At 59.1% G+C, this 17,926-nt stretch carries 16 protein-coding genes; 4 read left to right on the top strand and 12 right to left on the bottom strand.

What is annotated here, in order from left to right:
- Positions 1-21 precede the first annotated feature (21 nt).
- The 5 genes from EL361_RS13480 to EL361_RS13460 all read right to left on the bottom strand — a co-directional run bounded on the left by EL361_RS13480 (position 22) and on the right by EL361_RS13460 (position 5,698).
- Positions 22-900: an RluA family pseudouridine synthase gene (locus EL361_RS13480; RefSeq protein ID WP_126380386.1), complete on the bottom strand. Its 879-nt coding sequence runs from the start codon at positions 898-900 to the stop codon at positions 22-24.
- A 176-nt stretch (positions 901-1,076) separates the two neighbouring features.
- The gene (locus tag EL361_RS13475) at positions 1,077-2,381 is read right to left on the bottom strand and encodes a TRAP transporter large permease (RefSeq protein ID WP_126380384.1); all 1,305 of its coding nucleotides are present in this window, start codon (positions 2,379-2,381) and stop codon (positions 1,077-1,079) included.
- Entirely contained in the window at positions 2,378-2,881 is a 504-nt protein-coding gene (locus EL361_RS13470; RefSeq protein WP_172961759.1) for a TRAP transporter small permease, read from the bottom strand. The genes EL361_RS13475 and EL361_RS13470 overlap by 4 nt, the downstream gene beginning before the upstream one ends.
- A gap of 87 nt (positions 2,882-2,968) precedes the next feature.
- Entirely contained in the window at positions 2,969-4,015 is a 1,047-nt protein-coding gene (locus EL361_RS13465; RefSeq protein ID WP_232034786.1) for a TRAP transporter substrate-binding protein, read from the bottom strand.
- A 39-nt stretch (positions 4,016-4,054) separates the two neighbouring features.
- Positions 4,055-5,698: an FG-GAP repeat domain-containing protein gene (locus EL361_RS13460; RefSeq protein WP_126380380.1), complete on the bottom strand. Its 1,644-nt coding sequence runs from the start codon at positions 5,696-5,698 to the stop codon at positions 4,055-4,057.
- Between the two features lie 279 nt (positions 5,699-5,977).
- On the opposite strand from EL361_RS13460, the gene EL361_RS13455 reads away from it, so the two are divergent.
- Positions 5,978-7,252, top strand: a complete 1,275-nt coding sequence (locus EL361_RS13455; protein ID WP_126380378.1) for an NOL1/NOP2/SUN domain family protein — start codon at positions 5,978-5,980, stop codon at positions 7,250-7,252.
- 321 nt (positions 7,253-7,573) lie between these two features.
- Here the strand turns inward: EL361_RS13455 and EL361_RS13450 are convergent, their stop codons facing one another.
- Entirely contained in the window at positions 7,574-9,427 is a 1,854-nt protein-coding gene (locus EL361_RS13450) for a DEAD/DEAH box helicase (RefSeq protein WP_126381489.1), read from the bottom strand.
- Positions 9,428-10,044: 617 nt separating this feature from the next.
- Between EL361_RS13450 and EL361_RS13445 the strand changes: the two genes are divergently transcribed.
- Positions 10,045-10,302, top strand: coding sequence for a hypothetical protein (locus tag EL361_RS13445; RefSeq protein WP_126380376.1), 258 nt, complete (start codon positions 10,045-10,047; stop codon positions 10,300-10,302).
- Positions 10,303-10,380: 78 nt separating this feature from the next.
- Here EL361_RS13445 and EL361_RS13440 read toward each other — a convergent pair whose 3' ends face one another.
- From EL361_RS13440 to EL361_RS13425, 4 genes are all read right to left on the bottom strand, one after another.
- The gene (locus EL361_RS13440) at positions 10,381-11,088 is read right to left on the bottom strand and encodes a hypothetical protein (RefSeq protein WP_126380374.1); all 708 of its coding nucleotides are present in this window, start codon (positions 11,086-11,088) and stop codon (positions 10,381-10,383) included.
- Positions 11,089-11,539: 451 nt separating this feature from the next.
- A complete protein-coding gene (locus tag EL361_RS13435; protein ID WP_126380372.1) occupies positions 11,540-12,649 on the bottom strand; it encodes an NAD(P)/FAD-dependent oxidoreductase in 1,110 nt (369 codons plus the stop codon).
- Between the two features lie 170 nt (positions 12,650-12,819).
- Positions 12,820-13,923, bottom strand: a complete 1,104-nt coding sequence (gene ald, locus EL361_RS13430) for an alanine dehydrogenase (protein WP_126380370.1) — start codon at positions 13,921-13,923, stop codon at positions 12,820-12,822.
- A gap of 85 nt (positions 13,924-14,008) precedes the next feature.
- Positions 14,009-14,503: an Lrp/AsnC family transcriptional regulator gene (locus tag EL361_RS13425; RefSeq protein WP_126380368.1), complete on the bottom strand. Its 495-nt coding sequence runs from the start codon at positions 14,501-14,503 to the stop codon at positions 14,009-14,011.
- Positions 14,504-14,669: 166 nt separating this feature from the next.
- Here EL361_RS13425 and EL361_RS13420 point away from each other — a divergent pair, with 166 nt between their 5' ends.
- The gene (locus EL361_RS13420; protein ID WP_126380366.1) at positions 14,670-14,897 is read left to right on the top strand and encodes a MoaD/ThiS family protein; all 228 of its coding nucleotides are present in this window, start codon (positions 14,670-14,672) and stop codon (positions 14,895-14,897) included.
- Between the two features lie 2 nt (positions 14,898-14,899).
- Positions 14,900-15,748: a HesA/MoeB/ThiF family protein gene (locus EL361_RS13415; RefSeq protein ID WP_232034785.1), complete on the top strand. Its 849-nt coding sequence runs from the start codon at positions 14,900-14,902 to the stop codon at positions 15,746-15,748.
- A 372-nt stretch (positions 15,749-16,120) separates the two neighbouring features.
- On the opposite strand, the gene EL361_RS13410 is transcribed toward EL361_RS13415, so the two are convergent.
- Both EL361_RS13410 and EL361_RS13405 read right to left on the bottom strand, forming a co-directional pair.
- Complete coding sequence (locus tag EL361_RS13410; protein WP_126380364.1) at positions 16,121-16,522, bottom strand: bacteriohemerythrin; 402 nt, start codon at positions 16,520-16,522, stop codon at positions 16,121-16,123.
- A 204-nt stretch (positions 16,523-16,726) separates the two neighbouring features.
- Positions 16,727-17,716: a MerR family transcriptional regulator gene (locus EL361_RS13405; RefSeq protein WP_172961758.1), complete on the bottom strand. Its 990-nt coding sequence runs from the start codon at positions 17,714-17,716 to the stop codon at positions 16,727-16,729.
- Positions 17,717-17,926: the final 210 nt, after the last annotated feature.

Genomic DNA, 17,926 nt, shown 5'->3' with positions numbered 1-17,926 from the left:
CACAATGATCAAGCAAAATCGTTATTTGAACCAGTCATTAACCAATTGATACGGGCTGTTCCATGCGGGGAGATTGGTTATTATCTCGCCTGACCCCAGTACTATTTTCCAGGCATGAAGATACATCTTTTGGGTGCGTGTCTTGAATCCGTATTTGCTATCTCCGATGATGGGCAACCCGCGTGAGGCGAGCTGAAGGCGGATCTGATGGGTGCGTCCGGTGCGCAAATCGATTTCCAGGAGTGAGCGACCGTCATCGCTGGTCAGGCAGCGGGCCAGAGCCAGAGCCGTTTTGCCCGAACCGATCGTCATGCGCTCATGTCCGTGGGCTCCGGTTTTGTCCATCTCGTCCTGCATCTCGAGAACCGTGCCGGGTTCCACGCTACCCTGAACCCAGGCCAGATAGAACTTGCCGATACTGTGTTCGGCAAAGCCCTGTTGCAGGTTGCGCAGGGCCTCGAAGCTTGCTCCGCACAGCAGAATGCCGGAGGTGTCGCGGTCCAGGCGATGGGCGGGTGTGGGAGTGAAGTCGGCCTCGGCAAACTGAGCTCGCAAGCGCTCGGAAACGGCGTCGGAGTGTCCGGTGCCGGGCTGTACGGGCAGGCCTGCGGGTTTGGCCACAGCCAGCAGGCCTTTCTCCCGGAAGATAATTTCAAGAGGTACGCCAGCCGGAGTTTGCATGCGTTCCTGGACCCGGATGGGTGGGATACGTACATCCTGACCCGCGCTGAGCCGGTCAAAGGGCTTGGCCCGGCCTTTGTCCACCCGAACTTCACCTTTGCGGATGATGCGCATGAGCAGTGATTGCGGCACATCCGGACCCAGCCTGCGACGCAGGAAGTTCAGAAGCTTCTGCCCGCCCTCGTCGGCGCTGACTATGATGTGTTGGACCTTGGGCATCTGCTGCTTCTATCGCAGGGCGAGGTTGGCGTCGAGTGTTGGCAGATGCCCAGTGAACAGGGGGAATGGAGAATGGTTTTGCGTAAAAAACGGGAGATCACACCCAAAGGCTGGTGCGGCAGTCACTGGGTGCTGTGCCGGAAATGTACGGATGGAGCACAGGCTGGAGACTGAAGTTAATGGATGTGCGCGGGCAGGAACAGGACCAGCTGCGGGAAGAGCATCAGCAGGCCGATGCAGATCAGGTAGGCCACCATGAAGTAGGAGATACCCTTGAAGATGCGCTGGATGGGCGTGCCCGGTGCCATGCTCGAGACGATGAATGCGGTCACTCCCACGGGTGGGGTCACTGCCCCCATGGTGGTCACGATGGTCACCAGCACGGCAAACCACATGGGGTCGTAGCCCATGGCCTGGGCCACGGGAAAGAAGATGGGGATGGTGATCAGCAACAGGGCCAGGGCATCCATGATGGCGCCGCCGATGATGTAGATCAGGCAGATGACCAGAATGACGACGAAATTCGGGATATCGAGGCTGGCGACCCAGCCTGCCATCTCGAAGGGCAGCCGGGTTACGGCCAAAAATCGTCCGAAGAGTACTGCACCGGCCACGATCATGAAGATCATGCAGGCTGTGCGCAGGGTGTCACTGATGGCTAGCACAAAGCGCTTCCAGGTCAGTTGCCGGGAAACAAGGCTGATGAAGAGGGCAATGGCCGACCCGGCGGCACCGGCTTCGGACGGAGTGAATAGTCCGGCAAACAGCCCGCCCATGACCAGGCCGAACAGCACCAGCATTTCGATGGATCCGGGCAATGACCGGATCTTTTCTCCCCAGGTCGTCCGAGGGCCGGCAGGGGCCCAATCCGGATGGCGGCGGCAGATGACATGGACCGTAAGCAGGAACAGGAGCATCAGCAGCATGCCCGGGATGATGCTGGCCCAGAACAGTTTGGCGATGGATTGTCCGGTCTGCAGGCCGATGATGATCAGCACCACGGACGGAGGAATGACGACGCCCAGTGTTGCGCCCACGGACACGGCTCCGGTGGAAAGCGTGTCGTTGTAATTGTACTTCTTCATCTCCGGCAGGGCCACGGTGCTCATGGTGGCGGCGGTGGCCGTATTGGACCCGGAGATGGCCGAGAATCCGGCGCAGGCCAGGATGGTGGACATGGCCAGTCCGCCCTGCACCTGTCCGGTCCAGGTGTAGGCTGCCTTGTACAACCGCTTATTGACCCCACATTGGAAACAGATCTGGCCCATGAAGATGAACAGCGGGATCACGGTCAGCCCGTATGAAGAGAAGACCTGCCAGAGTTCCGTACCCAGCATGCCCATGGCGGCTTTGGTGTTGATGACGTGGGCAAAACCGATGAAGCCGACGATGCCCATGGCAAAACCCACGGGCATGCGCAGCAGAAAAAGGATGGCCAACAGGGCCAGGATGCCCAGGATGCCGACGGTCACGAGGCTCATGTGGGTTCCTTCCAGTCGGCCAGGGCTTTCAGACAATCGGTGAGCAGGTTCAAGGCAAGCACGGCACTGCCAAAGGCCACGGCATAGACGAAACCATGAAACGGAATGTTCAGGTCCGAGGACAACTCCCCGAATTCGATGAGTGAGGAGGCGTAGGCGCAGGTCTTCCATGCGATGAGGCTGAAGAATGCGGCACAGGCCAGATTGGTGAAGGCATCGATGTATCGATCCACGACCGGGGGAAATTTGCCTGCAAGCATGGTCAGGGCGATGTGCCCTTTTCTCATCTGTGTGGCGGCCAGGGCAAAGGCACTGACAATGGCCCCGAAGAATCCCATCAGTTCATAGGTGCCGCGGATGGGTGCACTCATGGCCCCACGCATGAACATGTTGGCGCAGGCCAAAGCGACCATGGCCGTGAGCATGACCCCGCCGGCAATGAGCAGGAACCTGGAAAGGAACCGGCCCAGGGCGTCGAGGAGTTGGATGACTGTGCTCATGGGGGTGTTCATGGGAGCCTTAGTGGATGGAAAAAAGCGCCGGAGGACTTGCGTCCTCCGGCGCGGGGGATTCGTTTAACGAGAAGGCTAGTGGTCGTATTTGGCCTTCAGCGCCAGGACTTCGGCCAGTACGTCATCGGCGGCAATGCCCTTGGCTTCGGCCTTTGTCTTCCAGCCGTCGATCATCACGGTCAGCTTCTGCTTGGCCTTGGCGGCTTCTGCTGCGGGCAACTGGGCAACTTCGATGCCGTACTTGTTTTTGGACCATTCGATGGACTCGCGCACATGGGCGTCCAGGTATTTACCGGTCCATTCGGCCTGTTCGGCACCAAGCTCGTCCAGTACTTTCTTCACGTCGGGGGACAGGGCGTTGTAGCTGTCCAGATTCATGATCACCGCAAAGGGGTAGACCACGAAGTTGGTCACGGTCTGGTACTTGAGGTGCTCGGCGAAGTTGAAGTCCTTGAGCATGTCGAAGGAGGACAGGATACCCTTGATCAGACCTTTCTGCAGGGCCTCGGGGGCCTCGGAGGCAGGCATGGAGACAGGGGTGGCTCCGAGCAGTTCAAGGACCTTGGACGCGCCGCCTGAGGCACGTATTTCCAAACCCTTCAGATCATCCAGGGATGAGATGGGCTTCTTGCACATGATGTTGGACGGAGCCGAGGTGAACATGGTCAGCACCTTGACCCGGGCGAATTCCTTGGGCTGGCGCTTGGCGTACAGTTCCCACTGGGAGACACTGGCCGCGGTGGCGCTGGTGAAGCCCACGGGCTGTTCGAAGACGCTCATCATGGGGAACACGCCGGGCTGATAGGCCAGGCTGATGCAACCGATGTCGGCCTGGCCCTGAATCACACCACTCCACATGTTCTTGGCACCCAACAGGGTGGAACCGGGATAGGTCTGGATGTCCACCTTGCCTGCCGTGCGCGTTTCAACTTCCTTGGCCCAGCGTTCCATCTGGATGCAGGGGAAGGTGGGTGCGGGCGGGAAATTGGCGTAGGACAGGCTGACCTCGGCGGCAGCAGCAGGAGTCGGCCACCAACAGGCAATGGCTGTCAAAGCAATGGCAGTAAGCATCAGGGACAATGTCCTGACGGGGCTCATGGCTGTGAGGGTCGTGGCCTGCATGGTGGTTCTCCTGGTTTCGTCGTGTTCAGGTTAATTGGGTTACTCGGCTTCTCTGTCGAGCTTCGTGTTGGTCTTGGACATATCCAGCGGATAGGCCGTGACCGTGGTCCTGCGGGCCTTGATGCCCGTGGCACCGGGGTGCGTATTCAGACAGACGTACATGTCTTGCACGCCATCGTTATTGAGGTCACCCAGACCGTAGTCAACCACGCTGCCCTTGATGCGGCGGGTCTTCCAGGCCAGGGACATGCCCACGCCATCCCAGAACAGGGAGTGAATTTCGCCGTTGGGGAAGAAGCGATAGCTCTTGAAGAATTGGGCTGCGGTGGAGATATTCTTGTTGACCAGAATCTCATTCACGCCGTCGCCATCCAGGTCGCTGATGATCAGGCGCAGCGGGATGTAGTACCAGTTGGTGAACTGGTCCTTGTTGGTGCTGAAGCCCTTGATGGTGTCAGGGATCTCGAAGCCGATGGCAGATCCGGCATATTGATCGTAGGTCACAGTCTGGAGGTCGAAACGCGGGGTGTAGACTTCGATGCGGTCCTCGTTGTTGACCTGCAGCACCTTGTACTCATCACCCTTGGTGGGCAGATAGGTGAAGTTGAAGACATTGGAGTCTTCGGGCAGGGGCACGCGGGTACCCAGAGTGAACTTGCCGCCGATCTTGGTGACTTCGTACACATCACCCACCAGGACGTTGGTCTCGGTGACCTTCTGTCCCACCAGTGTGGGCTGGAACAGGGGTGGCAGCTTGGCAACACGCAGGAACAGCGGAAGATGGGCTTCGGTGACGACAAGCTTGTCGTTTTCGAAATTCAGGATAAAGGAATCGGCCTTCTCGCTGTAGTAACCGGAGATGATGATCTCCTGCTTGCCATCATGATTGATGTCCAGCAGGCTGATATTCAGCAACTCGGTCCGGCCTCCGGGTCTGACTTCGTCAAGCTTCACGAATTTTTCGTCGGCCACGCGGTAAACATAGACCGCATGCTTGGAGATGAAGATCAACTCGTTCACGCCGTCGCCGTCAGGGTCGCCCACGATCATGCCGCGCGAGACAAAGGGCAGGGACGGGCTGCGCCAGCGGCCAGGAGAGTCGGTGCCACCCTGGTAGCGGAACTGCGGGTTGATGTAGAATTCCTGGGTCGGACTGGTCTCGTTATGGATCAGGTCCGGATTCATGCGGTTGATCTGTTCGGAATCGGCCTGGGCTTCGGGCTCGGGGCGTTTGAAGACCCTGGCGCTGATGGCCTTGGCGGTCTTTTCCAGGCTGGGGATCAAGCCACTGATGGAGGTCTGGTCGCTTGCGGGCCAGGTGCTACCGTCAGGTCCGGTGGTGCGCACATCCACGCTGCACTGGTCGCCCATGATGGTTACGCTGCCCCAGACCAGATAGTCGCTGCCCACGCTGGAGCGGGCGGCCACGGCCTGGCTGTCGGAGGTCGGAGCCGTGGTGGTTTCCAGCTTGTCCTTGCCGATATGCTGGAAGTGATCCTCCCAGGTCAGCCTGGAAATCATCATGTCCTGAATACCGCGGGACAGGTAGGCGTACTTGTCCGGGCCGTTGATGGTAAACGGCGTGACGGCAAAGGATTTGGCGGGCTCCTGGGCCCGGACACTCATGGGGGTCATCAGGATGAGAGCCGTGAAAACCGCGGCCAGGATGCGGAAACAAGCCATGTATGCAGCTCCTTGTCGATGGATTGGTGAACGTCTGTTCACTTCATAATCCAAGGCGTTTGTGAAAAGATATGTCCAAAATGTAAATAAATGTGATGTTCCGGGGGTCGGTCCGGTTCATTCCATATAAAATGAAGACCCTGTGTAGCACCTTCTTCATCGGGACGCAAAGTAATCCTGACCCAGCGGATGGGGGGCAAAAGCGTTGTGCTCCGTGGCATTCGAGGCTACCTTTGCCGCTGGCCGGGATCATTGGCCAGAAGGATAATCAAAACAATCATGAACGATTCTGCAATACATCAAGGGCGGACATTCCGCTTGGCCTGTCTGCCACAAGAGGCCGATCTGGCAGACGAATTGCTCAGGGCTCAGGGCTATTCCTGGGCCTCCGAGCCGTTTTCGCCTCTGGCCCGGCGTGTGGTTGACGAGCCTGTTCCCTTGGGCTCCAGCCTGGCGGCCTCCTTTGGCCTGATTTATATTCAGGACAAGTCCTCCATGCTGCCCCCGCTGCTGTTGAACCCGACTCCCGGGCAGCCGGTATTGGACATGTGTGCCAGCCCTGGTGGCAAGACCAGTCTGCTGGGCCTGCTTGCCGGACGCGAGGGGTTTGTGCTGGGCAATGAGCCCAACCGTTCCCGCCTGGAAACCCTTCGTCGCAACCTGCATCGCATGAATTCCGTTTGCAGTGCCACTTGCTGTGAATCAGGCGAGAAGATGCCTCTGGTGTCTGAATCATGGCCCGCCATCCTGCTGGACCCTCCCTGCTCGGGCTGGGGCACGGTGGACAAGAATCCGGGCGTGATGACCATCTGGCGTGAAGAAAAAACCGAGCCCCTGGTCCGTCTGCAGCGCGAGCTTCTGGCTCATGCCGCCGACTTATTGGTCCCCGGCGGTGTGCTGATGTATTCCACCTGCACCACCAATCCGCGTGAGAACGAGGAACAGGCCCGTTACGCCATGGATGAACTGGGGCTTGTGCTCGATCCCATCACCCCGCCCGAAGGCTTTGGCGCCGATCCCACAAGTATTCCCGGCACCGAGGGCGTGTTCCGGGTGGATGGTCAGGCCTCAGGCAGTCAGGGATTTTTCCTGTCCCGCTTCATCAAGCCGGGCAATCCCGATGATGCCGTCCGTCCAGAAACCGCAGAGCTTCCGGGCCGTGCCCTGTCCAGCGCCGAGCAACAGGCTTGTGCCGAGGCTGGGGTTCAGGCCGAAACTCTGCCCCCGGGCCTGATGATGCGCTTCAAGGACAACGTCTTTTTCGTGCACGACCACGCCCGAGCCCTGTTGCCTGCGGCCTTGCGCTGGCAGGGCTATCTGCTGGGTAAATTCACGGGACCCCGCTTCCGCCCCCATCCCCGCGTGCGCGCTCTGCTGCCCACCTCAGGCGCTCCGGTGCTCGATACCTCCGAGGTGGCCGAGATCGAACGCTTGTTATCTGGGCAGAGCCTTCCTGCACCGGGCAAGGGCAAATTCGCGGTATTAGCGTTCAAAGGCGCTCCACTCGCTCGTCTCACCATCAAGGGGGCCCGCGTCCTGTGGTCGGATCGCTGACCGCCGTGATGAGCAGCGGGCATCTGCGGCGTTACTGCAAGCGTCCCCCGACTCTCACGTATGTGTGGATACGCTTCGAGCCGGGGCCGTTTTTGCGCCTGGCATCTCCCCACTGTTGACCACGATCTCGGACCCTTTTCTCTGTCTAGGGTAAGTCTTTTGGGATATAAATGCCTTGCTCGGCCTATGTCAGAACCTATGATTTGTATGGTTTGATAACCATGTTGATATCACATTAGGTGGGTGGAATTGGGCTGTCTGTTTTTTATAGTTAAGGTGTTGAACATGAAAAAAGCCCCTGCTTTCACAGGGGCTTTATAGTTACTTGTTGCCATTCACATCCTTGATCGGCGGGATGCTGTTGCCGTTGGCACCGCTGTCACCGCCACCGCCGTCGGGTCTGGGACCACGACGTCTGGGGCGGCGCCTGCGGCGCCGTTTGGGCTTTGGCTTATCTTCGCCCTCGGGGGCGGCGGATTTGTCTTGCGCGGGCTGTTTGCCCTGCACAGGCTGCTTGGCCTGGGCGGGTTGCCTGCGCGTGTTTTGCCTGGAACCCTGATCGTCGGACTGTTCACGGCGTTGGCGAGGCTGGTCACCCCGTGCAGCGGGTTTGCCCGGTCGCCTGCGGCCACGGCTGCGCTTGGCACTGCCATCCCGTTCCCTGTCCTGACCGGATGAACGCTCGGTTCGGGGAGGGGTGGTGCGAGCAGGGGCAGGACTGGGGGGAGTCACTGGTGCGGTGGTCAGGGTACCCTGGTAGATGTCGTCCAGGAGCATGGCAATCAGTGCCAGGCCGTCCTCGGATTCGCCCAGGATTTTTGCCAGTCCCACGGTGCGCACCAGACGTTCGCGCTGCACGTTGTCCAGGCCACGCAGGCGGGCCTCGAGCAGGGCTGTCATGCGCTCGGTGATGATGCCCTGAACGTCTTCGTCCGTGGGCAGCTCACGTTTGTCGAAGTTGATCTTGTACATCTTGCCGATGCGTTCCAGCGCAAACTTCTCCATGACGTCCACCAGCGAGATGACCTCGCCCGAGGCTCCGGCGCGTCCAGTGCGTCCGGCGCGGTGGATATAGACCTCGTGGTCTTCGGGAGGCTCGTACAGGAAAACGTGGGAGAGGTCCGGGATGTCGATGCCGCGAGCGGCCACGTCCGTGACCACCAGGAAGCGCAGATTGCCCTGGCGGATGCGGTTCAGAACATGCTCGCGCTTGTTCTGGGCCAGATCACCGGACAGTTCGTCGGCATCGTAGCCGAAGCGCTGCAGCACGGCGGTAATGTAATGCACATTCTGCTTGGTATTGCAGAAGATGAAGGCCGAGGTCGGGTTTTCCATTTCGATGATCCGCACCAGGGCGCGGTCTTTCTCCATGGGTTTGACCTCGTAATAGGAATGCGGGGTCTCGGCGATATGCACATTGGAGTGCGACAGACTGAGCAGCTGGGGATTGTCCATGAAGTCACCGGCCAGTCGCATCACGTGCGGCGGATAGGTGGCTGAGGTCATGAACATGTTGACCTTGCGCCCCGGCATATAGCTCTGGACCTGCTTCATGTCCTGATAGAACCCGATGGACAGCATGCGGTCGGCTTCGTCAAAGACCAGAATTTGAATGTCATCCAGAGTCAGGGAGCGACGCAGCAGGTGGTCCAGCACACGGCCCGGGGTTCCCACCACCAGGTGTGCGCCTTCGCGCAGGGCATCCAGCTGCGGTCCGTAACCCGTTCCGCCGTAGACCGAAGCCACGCGCATCCCGGCATCACCGGTCAGGAGCTGGGCCTCGCGGGCAACCTGCTGGGCCAGTTCGCGGGTGGGGACAAGCACCAGGGCCTGGCATTGGGCCAGGCTGGTATCCACGCGGTCCAGAATGGGTAGCAGGAACGAACCCGTCTTGCCGCTGCCGGTGCGTGACTGAATCATCAGGTCGCGCCGAGCCATCAGGTACGGCATGGACAGGGCCTGCACGGGCATCAATTTGTCCCATCCGGCATGCACGCAGGCTTCGCGCAGGCGTTCGGGCAGTTGCTCCAACGTCATTTCGGGCAGAGCATTGTCGGGCTCCATCACCTCGTCGGGGCGGGTCTCTGCAAATTGCTGGGTATAGGAAGCTCGCTCGGCAGCAGGCTCCACTGCGACCGGGGTCTCTTCAGGTACTTCCTCGAAGGTGAACTCCATCTCCGGTTTGTCGTCGGTCACAGGGGCCTTGGGAGTGGGTCTTGGCTTGGCAGGGGCACGCCTGGGGGCGGGCTTCGGTTTCGCGGCCGGGCGTGAGGGAGCCTTCGCTTCTCTGTTTTCGGGTGTCTCGGCAGGAGCCGGTGTCCCATCAGCAGAAGTCTGAGCCTCGCTTGCGGGGCGCTCTTCGGTCATTGGCTTGGCCTTGGACCGTGGGCGTCTTTTGCGCGGTGGGCGCTTCTTTTTTTCCGGAGCAGGGGTCTGTTCGTCCTGGGAGCGGGGGGCCTCGGCGTTGTCCGCGGCCCGCACGGCCTCGTCAGACCGGGGCTCCTGCGTTTCTCTCGAGGCGTCTTTCTGCGGACGCTGGGGCTTTTTCGGGGATCCCGCCTTCTTGGGGCTCAACCCAAAAATACTGCCTTTTTCTGTCATCTGTCCTTTTTCCTCCTTGGACGTTTGGGCACTGCAACTCCCTATCTGCCACGGTTCTCATGCTTTGGCTAGTCACAGCTGACAGTGCCGGGTCGCATAAAGCTGCTTTGCATTTCATCGAAGTGATGCGTAACTAGTGGTACGTTGACAAATCGTCATCAGCTTGTATTTCGATTTGAAGGAGGTTCCACATGCCACGCAAGGTCCGATCAGTGAGGGTTCCCGAAGAACTGGAGAAGCTTGACCTGTCAGGGATCGTTCACGAATGCGAGCGCTATCTGCGTGATCTGGAAAGTGCCACACTCCTGAAAATGGAAGGAAATCAGGAGGCCGCAGAAGCGTTGATCAAGACCCGCCGGGCCGATCTGGGCCGCAAGGTCGGGCTCAAGGTCTGGGAGGCTCGGGTGGCCTATGGCGAAAAACGCCGCGCCGGGAGCAGCTCTGATTAGTCCTTCGTCCTTCAGTTCATTAAAAGATCAGGCTGTTCATGAAGCAACAAGGCGGATTCGTGCTTTGTGTCCTGTCCGTTATGGCAATTGAGCCACGGCAGGCATCTGGGGCAGCACTGCCTCGGCCTTAAGTTCCGAATAGACCTTGGCGGTGCCCGGCATGCCGCGGGTCTCCTCGGTCTTGACCAGGAGTCCGTCCGAGGTGCGGTACCAGTAATAGGATTTCCAGAACAGGCCCTGAAACCCCGGTACCGTGTATTTGTATTTTACGGTCTCGCAGGGCTTTCCGCCAATCATCAGAGTCTCGGTCTCCTGTCGAATCGCCACAAGGGTGATCACCCGCTCTTCCTCGGGTTTGGTCACGATGAATGCGCTTTTTTCCTTCCCTGCCAGCACAGCATCCCGCAACAGGAGCACCGATCCATACCACAGCCCGTCAGCTTCAAAGCTCTTGTCCATGGGCTTGTTGTCCAGTGTTCCCGTCAGTCGCAGTCCGCCGTCTTCACGTCGGAAGGTCAAATGATCTCCAGTGGCGGGGTTGTCAAAGTCCTCGACCTGTGTGTCCAGGTCGTCATCGGTCACGATGACGCGCTTGATGCCCTGATTGAAGAGCACGATGCGGTAGCCACTGGGTGTCTTCTCCACCAGATATTCCTTGGTGCTTGTCACATCCCCGGTCCGTTCCTCGTACATCAGGCGAACGGATTGGCCGCTGAAGGCCTGAGCCGGTGCGGAAGCGTATAGCACGCATAGTGCAAGGATGAGTAGGGAAAGGATATGGCGCATGGGTGGTGGCTCCGGAAACTGTGCCCGGAAACAAACAACCGGACTGCAAAGAGGGATGCTCACCCCAACCCGGTTTGTCAAGTCTGGTGGGGCATGCAGCGCCTTTGAATATTGATTTGTGCTGAGGGGGATTAAAGGCGTTTGAGACCGTGCGGCAATATCTGTTTTCAATAAAGCGACCGAGTCTCTAACGGCTTCAAAGGAATGCAGGTGCAAGGCGTAAGGAACCATCAAGATCGCTGCGTACTCCACGTACGTGAGTTTGGCTCCTTTAAGATATTTGAAACGGTGCGGTAATACCTGTTTTCAATAGTGGGATAGTCTAGTGCTGATAGCGGTCCAAAAGGGCACAGATGCGAGGCGCAAGAAAACGCCAAGACCGATGCGTACTCCAGGTACGTGAGGGTTTGGCGTTTTCGCAGGAACGAAGCAGATGTGCCCTTTTGGGCCGCTAGCCATTGTCGGCGTCAAAGAGACTCATGAACTTGCGGTCAATGTAATCCTTGATCCAGAAGGCCGGCTTTCCACCAAAGACAAGCCCCCATTTGACGAAGATGCCGGTGCCGTCACCCAGGTTGAAGACCAGCAGGTACTTGCCCCCTGTATCAAAGGGAATCAGCTCCCGCCCTTCCAGTTGCGCGGCAAGGTTGTGGACCAGCACCGGGTGCTGACGCACGGCATAGACCCCGACCTTGTCCAGAGGCTGATCCGCGAAGTGGATGCAGTCACCCCCGCCGAAGATTTCGGGATGATCCACGCATTGCAGGGAGCGGTTTACAGTAAGGCCGCCATCGGGGCCGGTGGGCAGATTGCTGTCCGCAAACAGGGTTGGTGGGCGAACGCCCAGCGCCAGGAAGATGACGTCGGTTTCATGCTCTTCGCCTGATTGCAGGATCACCTTTCCGGTCTCTGTCTTTTGGGCGTAACCGGACTCCAGAACCTTGATGCCGCGTTTGGCGAAGTTGCCCAGAACCATGCCCCGGATGCGTTCGGGCAGGTTGCGCAGGAATTTCTTTCCGGCAAAGACTGTGACTTCGGGGATTCGGTTATCAACCCTTACGGAACGGGCGTTCCCGGCAACCTCCAGAGCTGCGGGACCACCACCCACCACGGCCACACGCACAGGCCCCTTGGCCAGAAGTTCCTCGATGCGTTCGCGCCCGATCCACAGGTTCTGGATGGGTTTGACCGTGAACACGTCCTTGCTCTGTTCGGCGCTGTCCTCGGGGGTGGGGATCACGCTGCCCGCGTTGAAGGACAGCACGTCATAGTTCACGCTGTCCCCGGAGGCCAGATGCACGGTGCGGGTGTTCGCATCCACGGAGACCATGCGGTCCTCGATGAACGTGCCGCCCCGGGCCGTGACCATGGCCTTGACCGGAAAGCGGATTTCCTTGGGGCTGTAAGCACCGCCCAGCACACCGGGGCCCATGCCCGAGTAATAATGCTGCGGGGTGGGGTTGATGAGGGTGACCTTGTGCCCCTGCTCCACGATCTTGCCGATATCGAACAGCACGCCAGCGTGGGCGTGGCCGCCGCCAATGAGTACGAGATTTCCCATGGTTCAGACTCCCTTGATGAATAACCCCATTTGTATAGGAAGTTGAGCCCGAGGAAAACAGTTTTGCGAGAAAAGAGTATTGGCTGAGCCCGGAGATTGGACCGCAAAAGGAAAAACCCCCGTCTTCACGTTGAAGACGGGGGCAGGAGTGTGGAAAACCGGGGCAGGCTTTAGAGGGCCTGTTCCGGGGTAATGCTGTCGATGCCCAGGGCCTCGCCCACGGCCGGACAGGTCAGGACGCCGTCCTTGGTGCTCAGGCCGCGCAGCAGAGCGCCGTCAAGTTTCAGGGCGTCCACGCCCTTGTCTGCCAGCTTGATGGCGTAGGGCAGAGTCTGGTTGGTCAGGGCAAAAGTCGAGGTGCGGGGCACAGCGCCGGGCATGTTGGTCACGCCGTAGTGCACAACGCCATCCACCACATAGGTGGGGTCCTTGTGGGTGGTGGGCTTGATGGTCTCGATGCAACCGCCCTGGTCAATGGCAACGTCCACGACCACGGAACCTTCCTTCATGGTCTTGATCATGTCGGCGGTGACCAGCTTGGGGGCCTTGGCACCGGGGATGAGCACCGCGCCCACCAGGAGGTCGGCGTAGGCCACGGCCTTGCGGATGTTGGGCTCGGTGGAGGTGATGGTCATGATGCGGCCGGCAAAGACATCGTCCAGGTACTGCAGGCGACGGTGATTGATATCGATCATGGTGACCTGTGCGCCAAGGCCCATGGCCATTTTGGCGGCATTGGTACCGACCACGCCAGCGCCCAGCACAACCACGGAGGCAGGGGCCACACCGGGAACGCCACCCAGCAGTACGCCGCGTCCACCCTGGGGTTTTTCCAGGAAGCGTGCGCCTTCCTGGGTGGCCATGCGGCCTGCAACCTCGGACATGGGGGTCAGAAGCGGCAGGGAGCCGTCGGGCAGCTGCACGGTCTCGTAGGCAACGGAGGTGGTACCGGCGCCCAGCAGGGCCTTGGTCAGGGCATCCTCAGCGGCCAGGTGCAGGTAGGTAAACAGCAGCAGATCCTTGCGCAGGAATCCGTATTCCTCGGCAATGGGTTCCTTGACCTTGACCACCATTTCGGCGCCCCAGGCCTCTTCGCGGGAGACGAGCTTGGCACCGGCTGCGGTGTATTCCTCGTCCTTCAGGCCGCTGCCCAGGCCGGCACCGGCCTCGATCAGTACTTCGTGGCCGCGGCGGACCAGGGTTTCTGCGCCACCGGGGGTCATGGCAACACGGTTTTCCAGAGTTTTGATTTCTTTGGGGACTCCGATAATCATGGCTGCATCCTCGCTCTTCTGAATTTTTTAAGAAAAAGTATACTACGTTTTACGACTTGGGGCACGCCCCGGCCGCCGTTGACGGCTATTTGAACAAATGCTCGCGCACAGCGCTGGGCAGCGGAACCCATTTGCGTTTGGCCTTCATGACCACAAAGGATTCCGAGGAACTGACTCCGCCCATGTCGGAGAGGTCTTCATTGATGAATGTATAGAGGTCGTCGGTGCCCTGAGTCAGCACGACTTCGGCCACGATGTCGTAGCGGCCCGTGACCACGGCCACCCAGTTGACCCGGTCCAGATCCGCGATGCGTTCCATCATGTCGTCCATCTTGCTGTGGGTCTGGACGTTGATGCCCACCAGAGCGATCTCCAGACCTTTGACCTTAAAGGGGTCAACAAGCCCGACGATCTTCAGGACTCCGGCGCTGATCAGGTTTTTCATGCGGGTGCGTACGGTGGGGCTGGTCACGCCCAGGCGTTCGGAAACTTTGCCAGCAGAGAGCTGGCCGTCTTCGGCAAGCACCGAGAGGAGCTTGCTGTCCTGGGTGCTGAGGTCGAGGAGTTGGTTCTTTTTCATGCCTTGTCCTAGTGAGGTTGTCGGCCTAAATTATCTAATTTGAAAAAACCAATGTCTATTTCTATCTAAACGAGAAATATATTGTCAATATATTTTCGTTCTACTTGTTTTCAATGGCAGGAATCACGTGCTTTTCAGGGCAGGTGATTTTTGAGACAGTAAGATCATGAAAATCGACGTGAAATGTTTTGCCACACTGGCCAAGTTCCAGCCCGAGGTTTCCGATGGCTATGAAGCCAAGGATGGGGCCACCATTGCCGAGCTGATCGATGTCCTTGGCATCGACCCCGCAGAGGTGAAGATCATCTTTTTGAACGGGAAGCACAGCGCGCCCGAGGTGGTCATTGCCCCGGGTGACCGGGTGGGCCTGTTCCCCGCCGTGGGCGGGGGCTGATCATGCCTGGACCAGAGGAGCTTGTGCGGCGCGCTGCGGGGCGTGTCGTGGATGCCCGCAGGCCGGATGGGACCGCGTATCGCAGCCTGCCCGAGGACGTGGGCAAGGTGCTGGCCAGCGAGCTGGGTCTGCCCCTGCGTGAGATTCAGGCCCTGTGTCTGGATGCCGGGATCGTGCCCGAGCGCTATGCGCGCAACCTGAATGCCCATTCCATGCCGCAGCAGGCGCGCCTGCTGCGCAGCCGGGCCGTGGTGGTAGGGCTGGGTGGCCTTGGGGGCCACGTGCTGGACACTCTGTGTCGCATGGGCGTGGGGCGGATTGCTGCCGCGGATGGGGACTCGTTCGAGCAGAGCAATCTGAATCGCCAGTTGTTGTCGTCTGCTGCGACTCTGGGGCAACCCAAGGCTCAGGCCGCGTTGGAGCGCGCTGCACAGATCAACCCCGCAGTGGAGCTGCACGCCGAGCAGGTCTTTTGGGACGAGCGGGCCATGGAATCCATCCTGACGGGTGCCGATATCGTGGTGGATGCCCTGGGTGGATTGGACGACCGTCCGGCCTTGGCGCGGGCGGCCACAGGAGCCGGAGTGCCACTGGTCACGGCGGCCATTGCCGGCCATTCCGGGTATGTCGCCACAGTATTGCCCGGTGAAGCAGGTCCCACAGCCCTGATTGGCACTGGCGCCGCCGCCGAGGACACCCTGGGCAGCCCTGCCCCGGCCGTGGCCATAGCCGCCAATCTGCAATGCGCCGAGGCCCTGCGCATATTGGGTGGAGATAAGCCGGTGCTGGCGGGGAAGATGCTTGTCTTCGATCTCGTCGACATGACCTTCGAAACCATGCAAATCGCTTAGAACGAGTCGTCTACTTTGTTGCTTCGCATGATTCAAATCCTCGCATAGCGCTCACTATGCGTCGGCCTTGGATCACGCTTGCGCCGCGTATCCGACCCCTTTTAAGCGATTTGCAAGGCTAGTGGTGTGTCGCTGAAAAAGGGGTGTCTGCGGCGTTACTTCTCGTTCTTCAAAATCTTGCATATGTTCTTATATGCGTCGATCTTTAAGCCCTCTCGTGCCTTGTATTCAATCCTTTTTGAGCGATCTGCTTCACGCCTTGGGCTGTCGTATACTTTGTTGCTTCGCGTGATTCAAATCCACATAGATATCAGGTGATAGTCTCGCGCCATTTATCCGTATGACTTGATGGTTCACCTTGTGGATGCGACGCTATTCTCTCGTTTCCTTTGCATGCTGAATGATATTGAAGTCCCAGCCGAGGATATGGTCCACCAACCAGGTCTTGAGAAAGACGTGAACCTCACGGGCGGGAGGCTGCCTGTTCAGGAGTTCGTCCAGGCGTCCCTCAATCTCGGCAAGCAGCCGTTGGTGTTCCCGTTTGTGGTCTTCAAGGTGGGGGAAATGGATGCGCGCCATGTAGGCCTCTTCGCATTCGAAGTGGGTGTCAGCGTAGTCGCGTAGCCCACGCAGGCATTCGTCAATCACCTCCGCTCCTTTTCCGGCTTTCATGGCCTCCGTAAAATCATTGATGATTCCGATCAGACTCATGTGCTGGTGGTCAATCTTGGGCTCTCCTGTAGCCAGCAGGTCGTTCCAGATGATTGTTGGCATGGCGCAGACACTCCTTGGCGAGGGTGATCAATGCTCAAAATAAATATGCACGGATTGCAGTTTCCATGCAAGAATTTGACTGTTTGCCATGGGTGCAGGTTTGGTGGGGTCATGAATGGGGCCGAACTTCTTGAGTAGAAGCCAGGAGTGTGACGGTTGATGTCCGCAAGTTGCGGCGGCTATCTTTGGTTGGATCGACTCCGGTTACCCCCTGCGCAGGCCGCGCAGGAACGCGATGCGCGCTTCGTCGCCAAGTTCGGTAGTGGGCGTGGCCAGCCGTGTCAGGGCGGCGACGTTGTTGCCGCGTGGTGTGACCGTGGGGGTCAGGGTCAGGGTTTGTGCGGGCAGGGTCTGCACTGTGAGTAGCCAAAGTCCTCCGCGCTGGATCCAGTCGCCACCGGGACCAAGGCGTGCGGCTAGCATCCCAACGGTCAGTCCCGGCACTCCGAGATATTCGCCCTGAGCGTTTTGCGTGACCACGGGCAGTTCCAGAAAATCTTCGGCAGGCACTGGGCGTGCACCAGGTTTTGGTTCCGGTCCCAATGGTTGCAGGGCATAGCGCTCGTATTCCCCGGATCGGGTGCGGATGCGCACCACGCGCTGGGGGCGCTCGAGGGATGGCTTCTGCAATTCAATGCTCGGAGGCGTATCCGATTTCTGGTTGGTCTCGGCTGTGGCCTTTGATGGCTGTGCAGTCTGTTCTCGGAGAGTGTCAGGGAATGGTTGTTCAGCGGGGTTGGAGGCTGTCTGTCCGTTCTGCCGTTTCAGGGCGCGCAACTCTTCCAGCAGCTTGGGGTGCCCATGCATTTGACCCAATTGTTGGCCCAGGCGTTGCTCAAGCCGTTCAAGTCGGTCGGCAGTGCGGCGTTGGGTTTGCAGCAATTCATGTACGCTACGGGTCAGTTCGGTCAGGGTTTCGCTGTCCGCGCCTGTGGGCAGCTGTGCTGCGCTTCGGCCCGTCCAGGGCAGGGTTTCTTCAAGCAACTCTCGAATTTCAGCGGACGAGAGCCCTTTGCTGTAGCCATCACGAATGATTCGGCAGGCCTCCAGAGCTTCGGGTGCGAAGCGCAGGGGCTTGCCCCGGCTCAAGAGGGGCAGGCTTGCGGGGAACTTCCGACGCCAGCTTTTGATGGTGGGAACAGAGACGCCAAGCGCGGAAGCGAGGTCTTTATAAGTATTATAATCGGTATTCATCGATATCGCCAAGAAGCCTTTGTGATGAGGGTTAGTGCTTAACGATATTCTCATCGTTATCTATGGTCAAGGGGCTGGTTGGCCGCCGCTGTACTTTTGAGGCCCTCCCCGCTCCCGCCTGTTTCCGGTTCTATTGTGCGCCGAGGTTTTCAGCGCGATGCATCGGATAATGGATTGCCTGAACGACTTTGAAATACTTGCTTTTCCATG

This window comes from Desulfovibrio ferrophilus (assembly GCF_003966735.1).
In the GTDB taxonomy this organism is placed as follows: domain Bacteria; phylum Desulfobacterota; class Desulfovibrionia; order Desulfovibrionales; family Desulfovibrionaceae; genus Desulfovibrio_Q; species Desulfovibrio_Q ferrophilus.
This window is presented reverse-complemented; position numbering and strand designations above follow the sequence as displayed.